The following is a 15,968-nucleotide window of genomic DNA, read 5'->3' as shown; positions in this document are numbered from 1 at the left end:
TTATAACCATTCCGAACACGCCATAAATATTCCGAACACGATTTCTGTTTTTAATACAAAAAAACACCGCCCATATAGGCGGCATTTGTGGAAAGATGATCAAGGATTTGATTAAGCTCGTTTGAACTCCGAAAAGTGGCTGCGCATGCCATCACGAACTTTGAGAGGCGTTTTGCGCAGCTTGGCGCGTGTCGCTGTGTCGTATAAGTATTGTTCCCATTCCCAATAGGACATATCACGTAGTCGGCCTACTGGCTCACCAACACTATTCATGAATATGTAAGTGTTCTTGGCTTGGCCGTTCGGGATTGAGTTGCCATTACCATCCAATATCTCAAAGACACCTCTCGCACCGACAAACGTCACGGTCAGACCATATTGTGCCGCTGTAGCATCAATCATTGCGCTAGTGAGGTAAACATTCTCGCCAAAGATTTTAGTACGGAGGATTTCACGACGATATTTCTTAATGTCTCGAACCCATTCAAAGATAACGCAGCGAGTATGTGGCGTTCGGATGTTGGTTTTTACTTTGATTAGACCAGCATCGAATAGCATTCTAATGACTCGATAGTTGATCTTCTCTCTTGGTGCAATTGTGTCGCCAGTAGCATCGTAGTCACAAATATGACCACCAGTAAGCCAGCGATACGCTTGAGCGCTACCAAATTCCCCTGCGGGAGCATAGCTTAGCAACAACTTGTCATAGTAAAGGTAATCGCATAGGAAGTTACGGACTACCTTTGTTGCTTCTAACACGTCTAAATCAACTGGCTTTTGGCCGATGCTGTGATATTCACTCGCTAACATGAGATAACTAAGCCCTTTTTATATACTTATGCGGCTAGTCTAGTTTTGTTATCAAATGTTGGCAATTGGAGATAGCTATTAATTTGACAAATGCACTCATCAAACCCCTTGGCCACAACCACGTAATACCCTAGATTTTGGAACATTTTTATCTTTTCCTGTTGTTCCTTACTTGGGCGACCTTTTTCCGTTTTTACCTCCAAGAAGAAGCCGTGATACACCCCTCTCGGGATAGGAAAAAATATATCTGGCACACCTTTCTTTTGTCCCTCATAGCTCATCATCGAAGCCGCTTTAGGTGTTCGGTAGCCACCATTAGGGATTGAGAAAACCAGCGGGTAAATGTCCTTGTACTGCGTCTCTAACGTGTAGAACAAGCGCACCTGTAACCAGTGTTCGGCCAGCTTCGTGTCGTTAAACTCTTTCGGGCGCTTAATCCCTTGTGCAAGGCGCGTTTTGTGTGGTGAATCCAGTTCCACTTTCTTCTGTGTTGCAGCGCGCGCAACGTCATTGTCTTTCTCAAGAATACGGATAAGCCAAGCTGGTAGTTCCGACTTATCCACCAGCGCGGTATTAGGGACGTTTATCGATACCGGATTGATGATGTGATTAACAGAACGGTTAATCTCGTTAAGTACTGCATCGATATTGAAGTCACCACCGTGGCCAGCTTTCACGCCTTTGCTTTTCCACTTCTTGCGCTTGGCGACTTGGTTTGCGAGGAAAGAGTGATCGAATCGTGGTGCCTTGGCCATAACTAGATAAGCCCTTGTGTTACTAAAATCTCTTGTTCCTTACGGCGGTTAAAGTAGGCAAATACCTCGTCCTTGTTGAGCGTGACGCAACCCAGTGGTAAGGCGTTGGTTGTTCTTACCTAGACGCTCGTTTTCTTCGCGTAGCTCGGCTGTAATCGCTTCGGCCTCGTTACGCTTTTTACGCATCACCTCAGTACCAGCCATTGCGCGGTCACGCGCTGCAAGGATTTCGGTACGTTCATCAAGCATTGCCTGATATTTTTGCTTTAGCGCCTCGTCGGCCTTGGCCGTGCATTGGGATAGTTTGAATTACAAGTCATCAATGATGTGCTGCATCAAACCAACAGGCGGTATCTCAAATTCTTTTATTTCAGAAGTCCCCAAGGAAGTTCTACAGCAAAAAACATCGCTCATCGGAACATTTCTCTACTACTCAAAAATTGGGATAAGGGAATAGGGTTAAAGTGTTTTATTTTTGGTGAGCAAAGCGCTCTAGGCGTTCTTCTAAGTCATCCAGCCAAACCAGTATTTCGCTACCTTTGTGAACGTAGTCGAGGTCGCTGTCTTGGATTAGTTCGGCTACATGACCCGAACACCCGTTGACTTCTGCCGCGATTGCACGGTTACTGAAATAAAAAGCACTTGGTGTGTCAGTAAAATCCGTTTCGCCTGTCGCCTCGCGCATTTCCATAAGCGCCTTAATGGTCATTCGACGCAATACAATCAGTAAGTCGTCTTGAGTTACTAACGCTAAATTTTGTTTACTCATCGTTTAAGCCGCCACGTAACTCAGCATCTTGTAATGACGGAACTCGTTTTGGAACGGTATGTCATCGTCAAAGTCCATTGGTGGCTCGCCGTATTGCTGTTGAGATTGATTCCAACCACCCTGTTGCTGTGGTTGTTGAGGTTGACCGCCTTGTTGTTGCTGGCCACCAGCTCGGTTATTGCCAAGCATTTGCATCATGCCATTAAAGCCTTGAACCACTACCTCTGTGCTGTAACGGTCTTGGCCTTGCTGGTCTTTCCATTTGCGAGTCTGCAATTGACCCTCGATGTAAACTTGTGAGCCTTTGCGTAGGAACTCCCCCGCTATTTCGGCCAACTTGCTGAACAATACCACTCGATGCCACTCGGTTTGTTCTCGGTTCTCCCCTGTCGCTTTATCGCGCCAAGTTTCGGATGTAGCGATCGTGATATTCGCTACTGCACCGCCATTTGGTAGGTATCGGATTTCGGGATCTGACCCCAAGTTACCAACCAGAATGACCTTGTTAATGCCTCTTGAAGCCATTCGTTATTCTCCGGTATCTCTCTTTACCGCTTTGTCTCTGTTAGAAATCGCATCACCAAAGAACAAATAACCCACGTCTGTACTTGTGTAGACCGCTATCAGTTCTAGGTTTTGCACCCTTGGGTTCACTTCGCCATTCTCGATTTTTCGATAAGTGTCTGGTGATAACCCGATTAACCTGCTCATTTCGAGTATGGTTAAATCTGCATGCCGTCTCGCTCGCTTGATTCGCGCTGCACGCTGCTGTCGATATTCAAGCGATTGGATTCGAGCGGCCTGTTTAGTCTTTGCGTCTCGCATTTTCATAGAAGCTCTCCACTTCACTTGCTAGTCGTTCTTCCTCGGTTGTAGTCGCCTTAATCAATGCAACGCGATATTCATGTAACCGATTCTTTGACCAATCGAGGCAGAGCTTTTGCCACTTGATAACGGCAACCGGATCGGAAAGGTCGTAACCAGTCCCAAAACAGCTACAGCACTCCCACTTGCTAAATAACGACTTGGTGTAACCAGTGCCATTGCAAGTCGGGCAGCGATCCGGCTTGTCGTCCAATGTCACATCGGCATCTTGTAACCGGTTCGCCAGAGCTTCGCGTTCGTCCGTAAGCTCTATGCCCTCGAATGTATCCAGGATTGATGGTGAGCTTTCGTCTCGCTTTCTTTGCCGTTGTTCCAGTTGAAAACGCTTAATTTCAGAAATTACCACTCCCAAATATTATTCCGAACACATGTATTTTTATGAGATTTTAAAACCACTCTAAAAGTAATGCAAAAACAAAAAACGATGTATTTTTTGAGAAAAAGAAAGAGTATCCATATGTGGAATCGAAAAATGTCAGAGAACAACAGCCAAAACGTTCACGACCAAATCCAAGATGACGTAAAGGAGTACATGACCAACACCTCGAGCAGCGTCTTAGACTTCGCTTTGGTCAATGCGATTAAGAGCTGTCAGAACAACCTAAATGACTTGTGTGAAAATTAGACAATCCTCTATATAAGCAACTTATCAAGTTAAATATTTATCTTTTCAAAGTGGATGATAATAAAATCCACATCGTAAAAAATACTGATCTTTATTGAGGGGGAATTAGGAAAAGGTTCATAGTTTTTATTGATATATCCAACTGTTTCTTGCGCTTGGGCTAACTTACTGATGTTAATAAGTAAGAGAACAAAAAAGGCTGAATTCGAAGAAACCAACCTTTAATCAGGAGGCAACAATGTAGTCACCAACCAAGCACGAAGCAGCTAGAAAGCTTTATTTCGTGCATGTGGGTAAACGATGTAGGCAACCATCAATTACCTTTTCTCGTTGTATTTCAACATAAATCCACCATAAATTTATGCCGAGGAAGATATAGTAAAACTAGTAGTTCTCTTGATTGCTTTAATCAAGTTAGTGACAACCATAATACACATACTTGTGGCTCGAAAAAATAGTCTCTTTATCAAGGCTCCATTCATTATTCTTACTTCATAAGTCCAAAAACAGCTTTCGTAAAATAATACTATTATCCAAAACAAAATTTAGATAACGAAGTAAGGTAAGTTAATTCATAGCTTAGAGATAATTTCAGACAACTCTCGTACTTTAGGTAATACAGTTAAGTTTAGAAGTAAAGCGCAAGGCCATGCGATTAAAAAGCTTAAAATCCATGAATGAAACCAATCCCAAGAAAGTCCCATTTTACTTAATGAAATAACTCCAGACATTATTAATGCCATTGTAAAAGAAGAAAGAAAAGCGGTTAACCAAAACTGTTTCTTATTCATTATTTGTTCCTCATCCGAAAGGTATGTTCTATCAGGCTCCTCATGAAAAAAATATAAATCAGCATCTCAAACGAAGGAAATCTTGAGGAACTAAACACTCTACACATAATTTTCACGCACACAAATGATAATGATAATGATTTTTATTAAATAAAGGATAAATAAGTGAAAGTATGTACATTGGCTGCCCAAGTTACATTAACCTTACTCTCAACATCTCACTGCTCATTAGTAGTAGGGAGTGAAAGCGATACTCCAGACTCTCCAACCTATCATTTAGACACCGTCACTGTCATTGGCACATCATTGAGTACTATCGAAAATACAACCCAATCGGCTCAAACGTTGACGGCTCAAGACATTAAACTACAGTCCCCTAAAACACTTGTCGAAACTTTGTCTAAGCAACCGAATGTTTGGGTAGAAGGTGGTCCTAGCGCTATGACACGAAATGTGTCTATACGTGGTTTGGGACCCGATCACACTTATGTTCAGATCGATGGTGCAAGACAGTCTTATTCTCATAGTAAAAGGGGAACACTGGCCGTAAACCCTGCTTTTCTAAAAGATCTTCAAATCATTAATGGCACTTCTTCTGGGGCAGCTGCTGGTTCTATCAAAGCAAGCTTCATTGACGCAAAATTGTTTCTTGAAGATGGAAATAGTTTTGGAGCCATGGTTGGTAGTTCGTACAGGACGAATGGTAATGGGCAAAGTATAATGGGTGCTCTTTATTCTGATTATGGAGATGGAGACTGGTTGATTGCTACATCAGACAATAGTCAAGATCCTTATTATATAGGAGGTGATTACCAACCTGACGGTTCTAATAGTTATTACAAGAATAAATATGAACAAAAATCCTTCTTATTCAAAGGGGGTTATGATCTTGAGCAGGGTGAAAGGCTCGCTCTTAATATTTACCACGATGACAGTAAATGGAACCAGGTCCGAAAGGATTACGGCTACAATAAGCGTCATTATACCAGCGCAAGTTTGACATATACCAATCTATTCCCATCAACGAATTGGTTAGACTTAAAGGGTGCTGTATACATTAATAATGTAAAAACCTTAACAAATGAATATGCAAACCTGTCTGAAAATATATTGACTGACGTTCAAGATATCTCTGATGACTCAATGGGTTTATCGATAACAAATGATTCTGTATTCCTAACATCTTGGGCTGACGTATTACTTCACTATGGAGCATCGACTCATTTCACTGAACATAAAGGCAGTGTACGTACAATCAAAAATAATACTTGGATAGACAAATCCTCTACCAACGAGCCTTCTGCAAAATCTCACTTACATAGCTTATGGCTAAACTCTCAGTTTTCCTTAAATAACAACTTAGAAATATCCCCTAAGGTTCGCTATGACCAATTTTATGTAGAGTCATCTAATGCTGTATATGACGACAAACAAATTTTGCGAGAAGGACGCACTGAAGACCAGTGGTCTGCGGGGGTAAGGGCTCAGTATGAGTTTCCTTCCAACACTACAGTTTTTGCCGCATATGACCAAGCCTTAACACCACCTAGATTGAGCCAATTGTTTACATCTGGCCGTGGTTTTAAACCGAATCCAAATCTAAAATCTGAAAGGTCACAAAATACAGAAATTGGTATTTTACAAAGTTTCTACGACATAATAGATAGCGATGATCATATCATCCTTAAAGCTAACATTTTCCAAAATGACATAAAAGACTATATCGGTACTGATTACAGTGATCCTACATACAAAGATGGAGTGAAAGTTAACCGAGACGACGTACGTTTAACCGGGGCAGAATTTGTCACTCAATATACAGGTGACAGCTGGGCAGCCTCAGTAAGCTACTCTATTACCATTGGTAAAGACCAAAAAACAAACCTTTACCTTGCTGACATGCCCGCAGACAAGCTTGTATTGGATTTAAACCGCCAGTTAAACAATGAGTGGATAGCAGGAACCACTGTTACTCATGCTTTTAAACTTCATCGAGTACCAACATCAGAAACAACTTCAGGTGGTACATTAGAGCCGATCGCTGTAGAGAACCAAGATGCGGTTCCTCATTGGACTACTGTGGATCTTTACACCCAATATAAGCCAACTCAACTAGACAACCTCTCACTTACAGCATCAGTAACGAACCTTTTTAACAAAGCTTATGCTCTAAAAAACGATACGCGCGCTTCCAGTAAAGCTGAATACTATGAAGAAGGGCGAAGCATCAATTTAGATCTGCAATACAAATTCTAACCAGTCTAGCACCCGTTCATCGGGTGCTTCTTATATGGGAATGACAATGAAACAACTCATCACTTTTTTGTTGTGCTTTTGGTGCCTAAATATCAATGCACAAGAGCTAAGGATTGTGTCAGTTGGAAGCAACATAACAGAAATTCTTTATGCATTAGAACTTGGCAAACATGTAGTCGCATCAGATAAAACGAGCACTGAACCAACTACAGCAGTCCATAAGGCAGTATTAGGTCATCCTAATAACATATCGATTGAGGGAGTAATATCCCACCTTCCCACACATTTCGTTTCAGATAACAAGTATCCTAATTCTGAGCTTACAAATAAGCTAAATAGACTGGGAGTAAAATCCATCATTTTACGGCAAGCAACGACGATAAATGAGCTTTTAGATCAGATAGATAAACTGGGACACTTGTTTAATCGTCAAGCCCAAGCGCGGTTATTGATAACTTCTCTCAACGAAAAAAAACAGAAACTTTCTGAACTGAAGCCCGAAAAAAAGATAACAGCTGCATTCATATATGGAAAAAACAACCTGTTAATGATGGGAAAAAATACTACGGTGGACCATCTATTAGTATTAGCTTCTATTGAAAACGGCTTTACATTTGAAGGTATTAAACCAGTTAATCCAGAGTCTTTGTTAATGGCAAACCCAGACGTTTTGTTAACCGTGGATAAAGCATTAACGAATGAAAATAGTAAAGTGAAATTTTTCACATTACCAGGCATAGCAGGAACTAACGCCGGCCAAGACAAACTCATATATGCAATTCCGATTAAGCAAATAAATATTACACTAAAGACATTGGATACAGCCCTAAGCCTACATCATTTAATTTATGGTAATGATAACTAACAACCTCTTCCACATTTTTTTGACGGTTAATTTTATAGAGTTATCAATATTAATTTAGATAACTTACAATACATGAGAGTTCCAATGAAAAAAATACCAGTCACCCCATTACTTGTAGCTGCTTCACTAGCTATAGGAAACTCCCCTTTTTCAGTTCTAGCGCATGAAGGTCACACGCACAAAGAAAACTACTTAAACAAAGTCAGTAGTGCCGAGCAAATGACATATGAAGCACAGAAACTGTTACAGATGTTGAGTAAAAATCAACTTGATTCGATCTTGTATAAATTCAATGATGATGCAAACCGAACTTACTGGACAAATGCTCCAGTTGACTCTCAAGCGCGCAACGGCTTGCCTATTGGTAGGCTATCAATTGACCAACGCTATCAACTTCATCAATTGCTTATTTCTTCAACAAGTTCGCAAGGTTATTATAAAATTTGGGCGGCAGTACAAGGTGATAATGAACTTAAAAAAGAAGGGGAGGATAGAGAGCTCACATCAGAAAAGTTCTTTAACAAAAACCAAAGTTTAGGCGCCAACAACTATTGGATATCATTTTATGGTGATCCCCGTAGTGACACAAAATGGGGTTACATGATCACAGGTCATCACCTTGCAGCTAACTTCACAGTAATTGATGGAAAGACAACTTTCGTTCCGATGTTTTATGGTTCAGATCCAGCTTACATTAGTGGCGGAGCTGAAGCTGGATACCAATTTCTTCCTCAAGAGAGGCGTCGAGGTTACGAGTTACTAGATAGCTTAGACTCAGAGCAGAAAAAACTTGCCGTTATTGCAGATAAAGTTCCGTTTACAAAATATGGTGCAAAAGACTTCTTCGGCCCGGGAAGCAAAGATAGTGAGATCCAAAAGCGCGGTATTCGTGGAGATCAGCTGGATGATATCCAGAAAAAACTAATGTGGGTACTCATTGAAGAATATGTCCGAAATGCAGATTTTGATGTTGCTGACACACAGCTTGAGAAAATCCGTAAAGATGGGTGGGATAATTTATACTTTATGTGGATGGGTCCTACTGACGGGAGCGAACAGATTTTCTACAGGGTAAATGGTCCTAGCATCTTAATAGACTTTGTTGATCAAAGAACGGGATTTGACTGGAATACTCACCCTCATACTATCGTCCGAGATCCATCTAATGATTATGGTGAGAACTGGCTGCAACATCATATTAGTGAACACCATGTTAAAGGGGTAAGGCCCATAAAACAATAATCTCGTTGCTACTGTAGTCGTAAACCACGATCAATAGAAATTTTGGCTTACGGCTACACTTAACTACGAAAAAATGAGAAAAATTGCTTATTTTACTTGCATTCTTGTACAAGCCTAAACACTAAAGTATACAAATGATGTAAGCCTATAATATTTAATAGAGCAAAGTGGATCATATTAATGAAGCTTAAATACCCATCTAGCACTAAATAAGTAGTTACTCATCATGCCTGCCAATATGCCTAAGCTCAAAGCCAAATAGACCATCAGTCCTTGCGTTCCTAGCGCGAGCGTTACGCCTTTAAACACAATAAAATTTGGCAAAGCACTGATACAGGCACTCATCATAGACTTTTTCCATTGAGCGAAAGGGTTGGTTTTTTCTGCTTGAGAGAAAGTCAGCCAACGATTACCAAGCCACGTTGTGGTTGCCGCAAATAAAAATGCTATCCCACGAGCCAACATCAGCTCCAGACCAAACCAATGGAACAACACAGAAAAGATAAGGGTGTCGACCATAAAGCCGACACCACCTACCAGAGCAAATTTAATCAATTTGCGCATGCTGTTACCCAATCACACAGGTGTAGAGTGAGCGTTTCGATTTTGCTGTGAACTCGTTGGTACAACTCAACGCATTTTCATGAATCATGCTATCCACTTGCTGCGGTTTACCAATCAGGTGGAATTTCTTCAGATTGTTTAAGTCATTCTTATTTTTGAGCTTTTTCGCCTGACCATGACTATAGAACTGGCCTGAGAACGGGCGCTTACCAATGTAAAAGACCGGAGCGTTATCATTAATTTGCGCGAAGATGATTCGGTCGCTGCGGCTGTCTGCTTTGCCCATATTCAAAACCAACATCGCAATCATAAGCAAGGTTGGCAACACCGCTGCCGTTCCGGTCAGCCATTTGAAATCGTGTTTATCCACCAGCATCGCAATCAAGATACCCAACGCAGGCACACCCGGTAGTACGTAAGCAGGCAAAATATTCCCAGCCATGGTGAACAAGATCATTGGAGAAATCAGCCAACACATCAGGAAGCTAAACAAACCTTGATGATCCGTTTCAATGGCTTTGAGTACCTTACGACGTTTCCACGCCAAGATAGGCAATACGATTGACCAAGGCGCAGCCGACTGCAGCCAGAATACCCAGATCATCCCACGTGGTTGATCATGAGCAGAGCCATACAGATCCCCTTCCCAACCGCTGACAACGAAACGCTTAAAGTGCTCGCCAACAATGAAGTAATCAATAAATCCAGGCGTCGCCATTTCTGCCATGATGTACCACGGTAGAGCAATCGCCAGCATGAGCGCCAACCCCGACACAATTGGAAAACGCTGCCACAAGGCTTTGAAGGCACCGAAGAAACCATGCTGAATCACAAGCCAAGGAAACACTGCGATACCCATGATCACGATCGCCACTGGGCCTTTTGCTAACAGCCCGCAAGCCAAGCCAAAGAAAGCGAGGTAACCCCACAACCGGCTGTGTTTGTCTTTGCCGAGCCAGCAATAGTAAAAACCAACCATCGCCATCGTCATTGCCAACGTCAGTGCCATGTCTGTCATCACCGCACCCGCCGCAATTGAAAAGATGCCACACGTCGCCAGTACCAACGCTGCGATGACAGCATTAAAGCCTGCACGATGCGCCATGAAAGCAACAAAAACAATCGTCGCAACACCCGCTAACCAATGAGGCGCGCGCACTGCAAATTCATTCAATCCAAACAGCTCAATGCCGTAAGCACTCATCCACGTGAACAGGGGTGGCTTCCCCCAAAAAGGCACGCCATAATCAAACTGTGGGGTAAGCCAATTGCCGGTTTCCACCATTAAGCGCGCCATTTCGCCGTAGCGGGCTTCTGTGGTGTCCATCAAAGGGTAAGCGGCAAGTGAAATAAGACGGAGTAAAAGAGCAAACGCCAACAACAACCACAGATGGGTTTTATTAATACTCATGACTACGCGGTTTCTCCCAGTTCAAACTTCATAGTTTGGATGGATTGATGTTTTGCAGGCTGCTCGTAAACAGACTGAACAAGATAAAGAGGACGTTGCTTGGTCTCGACAAAAATGCGGCCAATGTATTCACCCAAAAGGCCAATCGACAGCAGTTGCACACCACCCAATGCAAGTTGGACGACCATCATGGATGGGTAGCCAGTGACAGGCTCACCAAACACTACGGTTTTCATCACAATGAATGCGCCATAGATAAAGGCACTGAACGCCACTAACGCACCGGCAAGTGTCGCTAAGCGCAAAGGACGAATGGAAAACGAGGTAATGCCATCCATTGCAAGGCCAATCAGCTTGAGGTAGTTCCACTTGGTTTCACCACAGAAACGAGCGTCACGTTCAAACTGAACCGTCACTTGCTTGAAACCCGGCCAAGAGAAAATGCCTTTCATGTATCGGTTACGTTCTGGCAGCGCATTGATGTGTTTGACCACTTTTGCGCTCAGTAAACGGAAATCGCCCACGTTTTCAGGCACATCCAATTTCGCCATGCTGTTAAGCACTTTGTAAAAGCAAGCGGCCGAGAAGCGTTTGAACCAAGTTTCGCCGTGGCGTTCGCTGCGCTGCATGTTCACTACGTCATACCCTTCACGCCATTTTGATACCATTTGTGGGATCAACTCCGGCGGGTCTTGCAAATCGGCATCAATAACAATCACCGCTTCACCTTGGCAGTGTTCCAGACCCGCGCTCATGGCGGACTCTTTGCCGAAGTTACGGCTTAGTGCAATACAACGAACGTCGCTAGAAGATTGAGAAACATTGTGCGCGATCAATAGGCTGTCGTCTTTGCTGCCATCGTCGACATAAACGATTTCACAACGCTCTGGCATTTCATCCAAAACGGCGGCTAAACGACGATGAAATTCAGGCAAGACTTCTTGCTCGTTAAAAAATGGCACCACAACAGACAGAACAACTTTTACAGTTGAGAGCTGATCTACTTTTTTTTCTGAGTACTCTTTTAAATTCAACATAGACATCTTCTAGTAAGTAAAGACTACTAATACTTTACACTTACAAATGTGAAAAATGTGTTATTCACTTTTTTTCTACGTTGAGAATGAATAATAATGAAAATTAATAATTAGTATTAATTTTATGGAATAAAAAGATGTCACGTTTATTATTAGTCGATGGCTGTAGAGAATTAGCAGGAATGCTGTATAACCATTTTGAAAGACTAGGTATGATTATAGATTATGCTGACAATGGAGAGCTTGGATTAAAGCTCGCTTCAGAAAATGAATTTGATATCATCATTCTAAACTTAAATTTACCACGTATAAGTGGTTTGACTCTATGTCATAAAATTCGTAAGTCTGGGAATGAAACGCCAATATTAATTTTAACGTCAGCCATCAGCCGTATTGATATGCTTAAGGCTTTTGAAAACGGCGCTGATGATTATTTAACTCAACCGTTTGATCTCGATATTCTTAGTGCTAGAGTTAATGCGATCATTAGGCGTTATAATAGAAAATCTACATCCTATTACCTAGGATATGGGGAAGTATCCATTAATTTAAAGGAACATAAAGCATATAGAAATGATAAGTTATTAGCATTAAAACCAACTTCTTATAATATCCTTGAAGCATTGATAAAATTTGCTCCCGCAGTTATCAGCTATGAGAAGATTTCGTTTATCTTATGGGGGGATAAAGAACCAAATAATGATACGTTACGCAGTCATATATATCAATTGCGAGCTCAATTAGATAAACCATTTGAACATGATGTTCTCATCACAGTTCCAAAAGTTGGATATAGGTTAAGCAAATAAATTTAATCAGTTTCTCCTAACGAATTTTCTAAACAAAAGAACCTAAAGTAGAACACGCCCCATAGCCTTAAGAATAGAGTCAATCATTAAAGTCAGCGCCTTAGGTTGATAACTTCGTTGACGGTACACCAAATAAGCTTGGCGATCCCCACGGCTGTAGGATTGCGCGACTTGTACCAGATTCAGCTCAGGTTTCACATGACGAATGGGAATCGAGGCGATCCCCAGACCGTTTTCCACCGCTTTGATCACTGCAGTTATGTCATTGACCACCAAGCGCGGCTTGCAGTTGAGCATATCCACTAGCTTGTCTTGTTGGTAGATCGGCACTTGCGTAGTGTGCGTGCTGGCGACCCAATCTTGCTTGGCTAAATCCTCTAAGCTCTCAATTCTGCCGCCCGCTTGCGCTAAGTACTCTGGGCTAACAAAAAAGGCGTGCTCCGCTTTAAACAACGGGCGAGCGATCATGTCATCTAGCCCGTCCAACTCGAATGTTACCACTAGATCACGATCAGTTTCTGGAGTTGAATTCACTTGGCTAAGCAATAGATCGATGGTCACTTTTGGGTAGGTTTTGATGTAGTCCTCAACCACCTTGTCGACCAAATCATTGTAGAAGCGGCTTGGCATCACCAATCGAATTCGCCCTTCGACTTGTTGGCTTTGTTGGTTAAGCTGCAAAATGCCAGATTCAATCTGCGCCATCGCACTGCTGAGCTGATCAAACGCCTGTAAGCCAGTCTCGGTTGCCACCAACTCACGACCTTTCTTCTCCAGTAATCTCAGCCCTAGACGCGCTTCCAGCGCCGATAAACGACGAGACATAGTAGAGACCGGCAGTTCGAGCTTTTTCGCCGCCGCGAGCAGAGAGCCTTGCTCAACCACTGAGCAAAACAGGTACAAATCATCAACGTTTCCAAATATGGAATTCATACTTCTCCCATTGGTTATTTTTTCCAATTTTAGATAAGTATAACCTAGCCCACGTAGAAAAGAGACCCGAATATGCCGTGAACGCGGCGCTTAATAACGAATGAATACTAGGTACAGACGTGAAAGAAAATTTTTATAAATACGCGATATACACTGTTTTTTCAGCGGCAGCTTTGTTCTCCGCTTTTTTAGTCACCTCAGATAATGTTTCCCCTTTCACCACCCAAGCGACACTGCATCGTAATGTCGCAACCATTGCGCCGGAGGTATCTGGCGTGATTACGGATGTGATGGTGAATAACGGGGAATTGGTTGAAAAAGGTCAGCCACTGTTTGCTATCGATGCCAGCAGCTACCAATTGAAAGTGGCACAAGCGAAAGCCGAACTGCGCCAAGCACGTGAATCAGATTCCGCGAAATGGCAACAATTGGCAGCAGCGAAGCAAACCCAAAGCCAACGCGAATTCGAATATCACAACGCGAAGCAAAAACTGGCGCGTAACCAGAAACTGCGCAACAAAGGGCTGGCTACTGAGCAAGAGCTGGATGACGCGCTCACCAATACACAAGTCGCCAGCAGCGCGGTGGAAGCGGCGAACGCGGAAGTGAAACGCATTGAGGCAGAGCTTTCTACTCAAGACCGTACGGCGGCTATTGAATTGGCAGAAGCAAAACTTGCCAGTGCGGAGCTGGATTTAAGCCATACCCAAATCGTGGCGCAAACTGAAGGCGTGGTAACGAACTTGCAACTGCAATCAGGCAGCTACATTACACAAGGCACAGCGTCATTGATGCTGGTGGACGAAGCCCATGCGTGGATCAGTGCTGACTTCAACGAAAAAGGCATTGATAAGCTAACCAATGGTCGCGAAGTGTTGGTGTCCTTCGATGCACTACCGGGCAAAGTGTTTACCGGTGAAGTCAGCAGCCAAGAGCGTGCGATTTACGATACCAACAATGCTAATGGACAACTTTCTAGCGTGACCAATGATACTCGTTGGATCCGTGAGCAACAGAAAGTGCGTACTCGCATTACCGTTAACGAGTTAGATCCTTCAATGATTTCTGGTTCACGAGCGAGTGTGATCGTTGAAAGCGGCAATCCTGTTATGGACGTCATTGGCTCGGCTTGGATTCACTTGGTGGCGATGTTCCGCTACATCTACTAGGGGGGGGAACCATGTGGACCTTCGAAAGCCTGTTTCAAAGTCGTTCTGAGCGCAATGAAGCACTGCGTGTCGCTCTTACTGTGACAATTTGTATGGTGCTAGGAAAACTGCTGAACCTTGATTCTCCGGTTTATCTTGCGCTGTACCCAACCATCATCATGACCAAGAACAAAGACTACTCTTGGCTTGGTCTGCTTCGCACCTTGCTACCTACGTTATTAGCAGCAAGTGCAGCGTTGGTGGTGACCGAAGTGTTTTCACAGCATCCATTTGTGGTGTGGACCATTAGCTTGTTCTTCTTCGATTTCATGCGCCGCAGAGCGACCACACCGCCGAAGAAAGGTCAGATGCTAATGCCAACCTTCAACTGGATTCTGATTGTGGTGTTTGCTCAGCACACTACCATGGACATGCCAATGCGCATTCATGAAATCCTGCTATCGATGCTGATTACCATGGTCGTAGCAAAAACCATGGTATCTCTGTTCCCTGTTGAACGTGACGGCAAACCACCAACATTTGAAGAAGAACCTGTTACGTTTGAGAACCGAGCGATTTCACTCGCATTGATTGGTCTTGGTGTGGCGTTCTTGATGATTGTCGACATCATTTCAGCAACGTTTTGTTTGGTGCCAGTGATTGCCGCAGCAACGCAAACCACACACAAAAGCTTTATCGATGTGGTTGACCGTCGTTTTCAAACTCAAGTGGGTGGCTGTGCATTAGCTGTAGTGTTAACCTTACTAATGGCAGGGCATCAGTCCACGTTCGGTTACTACACCATCGTATTGGGTCTGCTTGCTTTTATGATTACCGCATCAATGGCAAAAGCGAAAGGCCCGGCCAAAGACGTTCATGCTGATGCGTTATTAGCGACCATGCTGCCGATTCAACTCTACATGACCAGTAACGAGTTAGGCTTGGAAAGCACCTTCCTCCGAGCTTGGGAGTTAACGGCTACTTTGCTCTTGTTATGGGTACTAGCGAAAAGTACAAGCATCCCCCAAAGCTAACGCCTAAGAATCTTGAAGATTACTAATATCTCCA

At 43.1% G+C, this 15,968-nt stretch carries 19 protein-coding genes; 7 read left to right on the top strand and 12 right to left on the bottom strand.

Going from position 1 to position 15,968, the window contains the following annotated elements; translation table 11 throughout:
- Positions 1 to 111: 111 nt before the first annotated feature.
- The 7 genes from MTF70_RS20705 to MTF70_RS20675 form a co-directional block, all read right to left on the bottom strand.
- On the bottom strand, positions 112 to 810 hold the full coding sequence (locus MTF70_RS20705; protein ID WP_017634077.1) for a hypothetical protein: 699 nt from the start codon (positions 808 to 810) through the stop codon (positions 112 to 114).
- A 26-nt stretch (positions 811 to 836) separates the two neighbouring features.
- A complete protein-coding gene (locus MTF70_RS20700) occupies positions 837 to 1,565 on the bottom strand; it encodes a VRR-NUC domain-containing protein (protein WP_248394373.1) in 729 nt (242 codons plus the stop codon).
- A 48-nt stretch (positions 1,566 to 1,613) separates the two neighbouring features.
- Complete coding sequence (locus MTF70_RS20695) at positions 1,614 to 1,814, bottom strand: hypothetical protein (protein ID WP_248394371.1); 201 nt, start codon at positions 1,812 to 1,814, stop codon at positions 1,614 to 1,616.
- Positions 1,815 to 2,034: 220 nt separating this feature from the next.
- Positions 2,035 to 2,334, bottom strand: a complete 300-nt coding sequence (locus MTF70_RS20690) for a hypothetical protein (protein ID WP_248394369.1) — start codon at positions 2,332 to 2,334, stop codon at positions 2,035 to 2,037.
- Between the two features lie 3 nt (positions 2,335 to 2,337).
- On the bottom strand, positions 2,338 to 2,859 hold the full coding sequence (locus tag MTF70_RS20685) for a single-stranded DNA-binding protein (protein ID WP_248394367.1): 522 nt from the start codon (positions 2,857 to 2,859) through the stop codon (positions 2,338 to 2,340).
- Between the two features lie 3 nt (positions 2,860 to 2,862).
- Positions 2,863 to 3,165, bottom strand: a complete 303-nt coding sequence (locus tag MTF70_RS20680) for a helix-turn-helix transcriptional regulator (RefSeq protein WP_169628931.1) — start codon at positions 3,163 to 3,165, stop codon at positions 2,863 to 2,865.
- Positions 3,140 to 3,571 carry a hypothetical protein gene (locus MTF70_RS20675; RefSeq protein WP_248394365.1) on the bottom strand — a complete coding sequence of 144 codons (432 nt, stop codon included), beginning with the start codon at positions 3,569 to 3,571 and terminating at the stop codon, positions 3,140 to 3,142. Before MTF70_RS20675 ends, MTF70_RS20680 begins: the two co-directional genes overlap by 26 nt.
- Positions 3,572 to 3,676: 105 nt before the next feature.
- On the opposite strand from MTF70_RS20675, the gene MTF70_RS20670 reads away from it, so the two are divergent.
- Entirely contained in the window at positions 3,677 to 3,844 is a 168-nt protein-coding gene (locus tag MTF70_RS20670; RefSeq protein ID WP_248394363.1) for a hypothetical protein, read from the top strand.
- Between the two features lie 572 nt (positions 3,845 to 4,416).
- Here MTF70_RS20670 and MTF70_RS20665 read toward each other — a convergent pair.
- Entirely contained in the window at positions 4,417 to 4,635 is a 219-nt protein-coding gene (locus MTF70_RS20665) for a DUF2798 domain-containing protein (protein ID WP_213962046.1), read from the bottom strand.
- Between the two features lie 165 nt (positions 4,636 to 4,800).
- On the opposite strand from MTF70_RS20665, the gene MTF70_RS20660 reads away from it, so the two are divergent.
- The 3 genes from MTF70_RS20660 to MTF70_RS20650 all read left to right on the top strand — a co-directional run bounded on the left by MTF70_RS20660 (position 4,801) and on the right by MTF70_RS20650 (position 8,998).
- On the top strand, positions 4,801 to 6,891 hold the full coding sequence (locus tag MTF70_RS20660; protein ID WP_248394361.1) for a TonB-dependent receptor: 2,091 nt from the start codon (positions 4,801 to 4,803) through the stop codon (positions 6,889 to 6,891).
- Between the two features lie 46 nt (positions 6,892 to 6,937).
- Positions 6,938 to 7,756 carry an ABC transporter substrate-binding protein gene (locus tag MTF70_RS20655; RefSeq protein WP_248394359.1) on the top strand — a complete coding sequence of 273 codons (819 nt, stop codon included), beginning with the start codon at positions 6,938 to 6,940 and terminating at the stop codon, positions 7,754 to 7,756.
- Between the two features lie 84 nt (positions 7,757 to 7,840).
- Positions 7,841 to 8,998 (top strand): DUF3500 domain-containing protein, encoded by a 1,158-nt coding sequence (locus MTF70_RS20650; RefSeq protein WP_213962043.1) that lies wholly within the window; start codon positions 7,841 to 7,843, stop codon positions 8,996 to 8,998.
- A 177-nt stretch (positions 8,999 to 9,175) separates the two neighbouring features.
- Here the strand turns inward: MTF70_RS20650 and MTF70_RS20645 are convergent, their stop codons facing one another.
- The 3 genes from MTF70_RS20645 to MTF70_RS20635 are packed head-to-tail and all read right to left on the bottom strand — an operon-like array spanning position 9,176 to position 12,016.
- Positions 9,176 to 9,562: a GtrA family protein gene (locus MTF70_RS20645; RefSeq protein ID WP_213962042.1), complete on the bottom strand. Its 387-nt coding sequence runs from the start codon at positions 9,560 to 9,562 to the stop codon at positions 9,176 to 9,178.
- Between the two features lie 4 nt (positions 9,563 to 9,566).
- The gene (locus tag MTF70_RS20640) at positions 9,567 to 10,973 is read right to left on the bottom strand and encodes a glycosyltransferase family 39 protein (RefSeq protein WP_248394357.1); all 1,407 of its coding nucleotides are present in this window, start codon (positions 10,971 to 10,973) and stop codon (positions 9,567 to 9,569) included.
- Positions 10,974 to 10,975: 2 nt separating this feature from the next.
- On the bottom strand, positions 10,976 to 12,016 hold the full coding sequence (locus MTF70_RS20635; protein ID WP_213962040.1) for a glycosyltransferase family 2 protein: 1,041 nt from the start codon (positions 12,014 to 12,016) through the stop codon (positions 10,976 to 10,978).
- Positions 12,017 to 12,147: 131 nt separating this feature from the next.
- On the opposite strand from MTF70_RS20635, the gene MTF70_RS20630 reads away from it, so the two are divergent.
- On the top strand, positions 12,148 to 12,819 hold the full coding sequence (locus MTF70_RS20630) for a response regulator transcription factor (protein ID WP_248394355.1): 672 nt from the start codon (positions 12,148 to 12,150) through the stop codon (positions 12,817 to 12,819).
- A gap of 42 nt (positions 12,820 to 12,861) precedes the next feature.
- Here the strand turns inward: MTF70_RS20630 and MTF70_RS20625 are convergent, their stop codons facing one another.
- Positions 12,862 to 13,752 carry a LysR family transcriptional regulator gene (locus tag MTF70_RS20625; RefSeq protein WP_248394353.1) on the bottom strand — a complete coding sequence of 297 codons (891 nt, stop codon included), beginning with the start codon at positions 13,750 to 13,752 and terminating at the stop codon, positions 12,862 to 12,864.
- A 119-nt stretch (positions 13,753 to 13,871) separates the two neighbouring features.
- Here MTF70_RS20625 and MTF70_RS20620 point away from each other — a divergent pair, with 119 nt between their 5' ends.
- Together MTF70_RS20620 and MTF70_RS20615 are read left to right on the top strand one after the other, a co-directional pair.
- Positions 13,872 to 14,921 carry an HlyD family secretion protein gene (locus tag MTF70_RS20620; RefSeq protein WP_213962037.1) on the top strand — a complete coding sequence of 350 codons (1,050 nt, stop codon included), beginning with the start codon at positions 13,872 to 13,874 and terminating at the stop codon, positions 14,919 to 14,921.
- Between the two features lie 11 nt (positions 14,922 to 14,932).
- A complete protein-coding gene (locus tag MTF70_RS20615) occupies positions 14,933 to 15,934 on the top strand; it encodes a DUF2955 domain-containing protein (protein WP_248394351.1) in 1,002 nt (333 codons plus the stop codon).
- Positions 15,935 to 15,968: the final 34 nt, after the last annotated feature.

Origin of the sequence: Vibrio sp. 2CM40D, from assembly GCF_023161825.1 — a bacterium.
GTDB lineage: Bacteria > Pseudomonadota > Gammaproteobacteria > Enterobacterales > Vibrionaceae > Vibrio > Vibrio alginolyticus.
This window is presented reverse-complemented; position numbering and strand designations above follow the sequence as displayed.

Excerpts from the sequence above, each read along its gene's own strand:
- MTF70_RS20680 (WP_169628931.1), bottom strand. The coding sequence starts at position 3,165 with ATGAAAATGCGAGACGCAAAGACTAAACAGGCCGCTCGAATCCAATCG.
- MTF70_RS20625 (WP_248394353.1), bottom strand. The coding sequence starts at position 13,752 with ATGAATTCCATATTTGGAAACGTTGATGATTTGTACCTGTTTTGCTCA.
- MTF70_RS20645 (WP_213962042.1), bottom strand. The coding sequence starts at position 9,562 with ATGCGCAAATTGATTAAATTTGCTCTGGTAGGTGGTGTCGGCTTTATG.
- MTF70_RS20690 (WP_248394369.1), bottom strand. The coding sequence starts at position 2,334 with ATGAGTAAACAAAATTTAGCGTTAGTAACTCAAGACGACTTACTGATT.
- MTF70_RS20685 (WP_248394367.1), bottom strand. The coding sequence starts at position 2,859 with ATGGCTTCAAGAGGCATTAACAAGGTCATTCTGGTTGGTAACTTGGGG.
- MTF70_RS20615 (WP_248394351.1), top strand. The coding sequence starts at position 14,933 with ATGTGGACCTTCGAAAGCCTGTTTCAAAGTCGTTCTGAGCGCAATGAA.
- MTF70_RS20700 (WP_248394373.1), bottom strand. The coding sequence starts at position 1,565 with ATGGCCAAGGCACCACGATTCGATCACTCTTTCCTCGCAAACCAAGTC.
- MTF70_RS20630 (WP_248394355.1), top strand. The coding sequence starts at position 12,148 with ATGTCACGTTTATTATTAGTCGATGGCTGTAGAGAATTAGCAGGAATG.
- MTF70_RS20670 (WP_248394363.1), top strand. The coding sequence starts at position 3,677 with ATGTGGAATCGAAAAATGTCAGAGAACAACAGCCAAAACGTTCACGAC.
- MTF70_RS20655 (WP_248394359.1), top strand. The coding sequence starts at position 6,938 with ATGAAACAACTCATCACTTTTTTGTTGTGCTTTTGGTGCCTAAATATC.
- MTF70_RS20650 (WP_213962043.1), top strand. The coding sequence starts at position 7,841 with ATGAAAAAAATACCAGTCACCCCATTACTTGTAGCTGCTTCACTAGCT.
- MTF70_RS20640 (WP_248394357.1), bottom strand. The coding sequence starts at position 10,973 with ATGAGTATTAATAAAACCCATCTGTGGTTGTTGTTGGCGTTTGCTCTT.
- MTF70_RS20635 (WP_213962040.1), bottom strand. The coding sequence starts at position 12,016 with ATGTCTATGTTGAATTTAAAAGAGTACTCAGAAAAAAAAGTAGATCAG.
- MTF70_RS20695 (WP_248394371.1), bottom strand. The coding sequence starts at position 1,814 with ATGCTTGATGAACGTACCGAAATCCTTGCAGCGCGTGACCGCGCAATG.
- MTF70_RS20665 (WP_213962046.1), bottom strand. The coding sequence starts at position 4,635 with ATGAATAAGAAACAGTTTTGGTTAACCGCTTTTCTTTCTTCTTTTACA.
- MTF70_RS20705 (WP_017634077.1), bottom strand. The coding sequence starts at position 810 with ATGTTAGCGAGTGAATATCACAGCATCGGCCAAAAGCCAGTTGATTTA.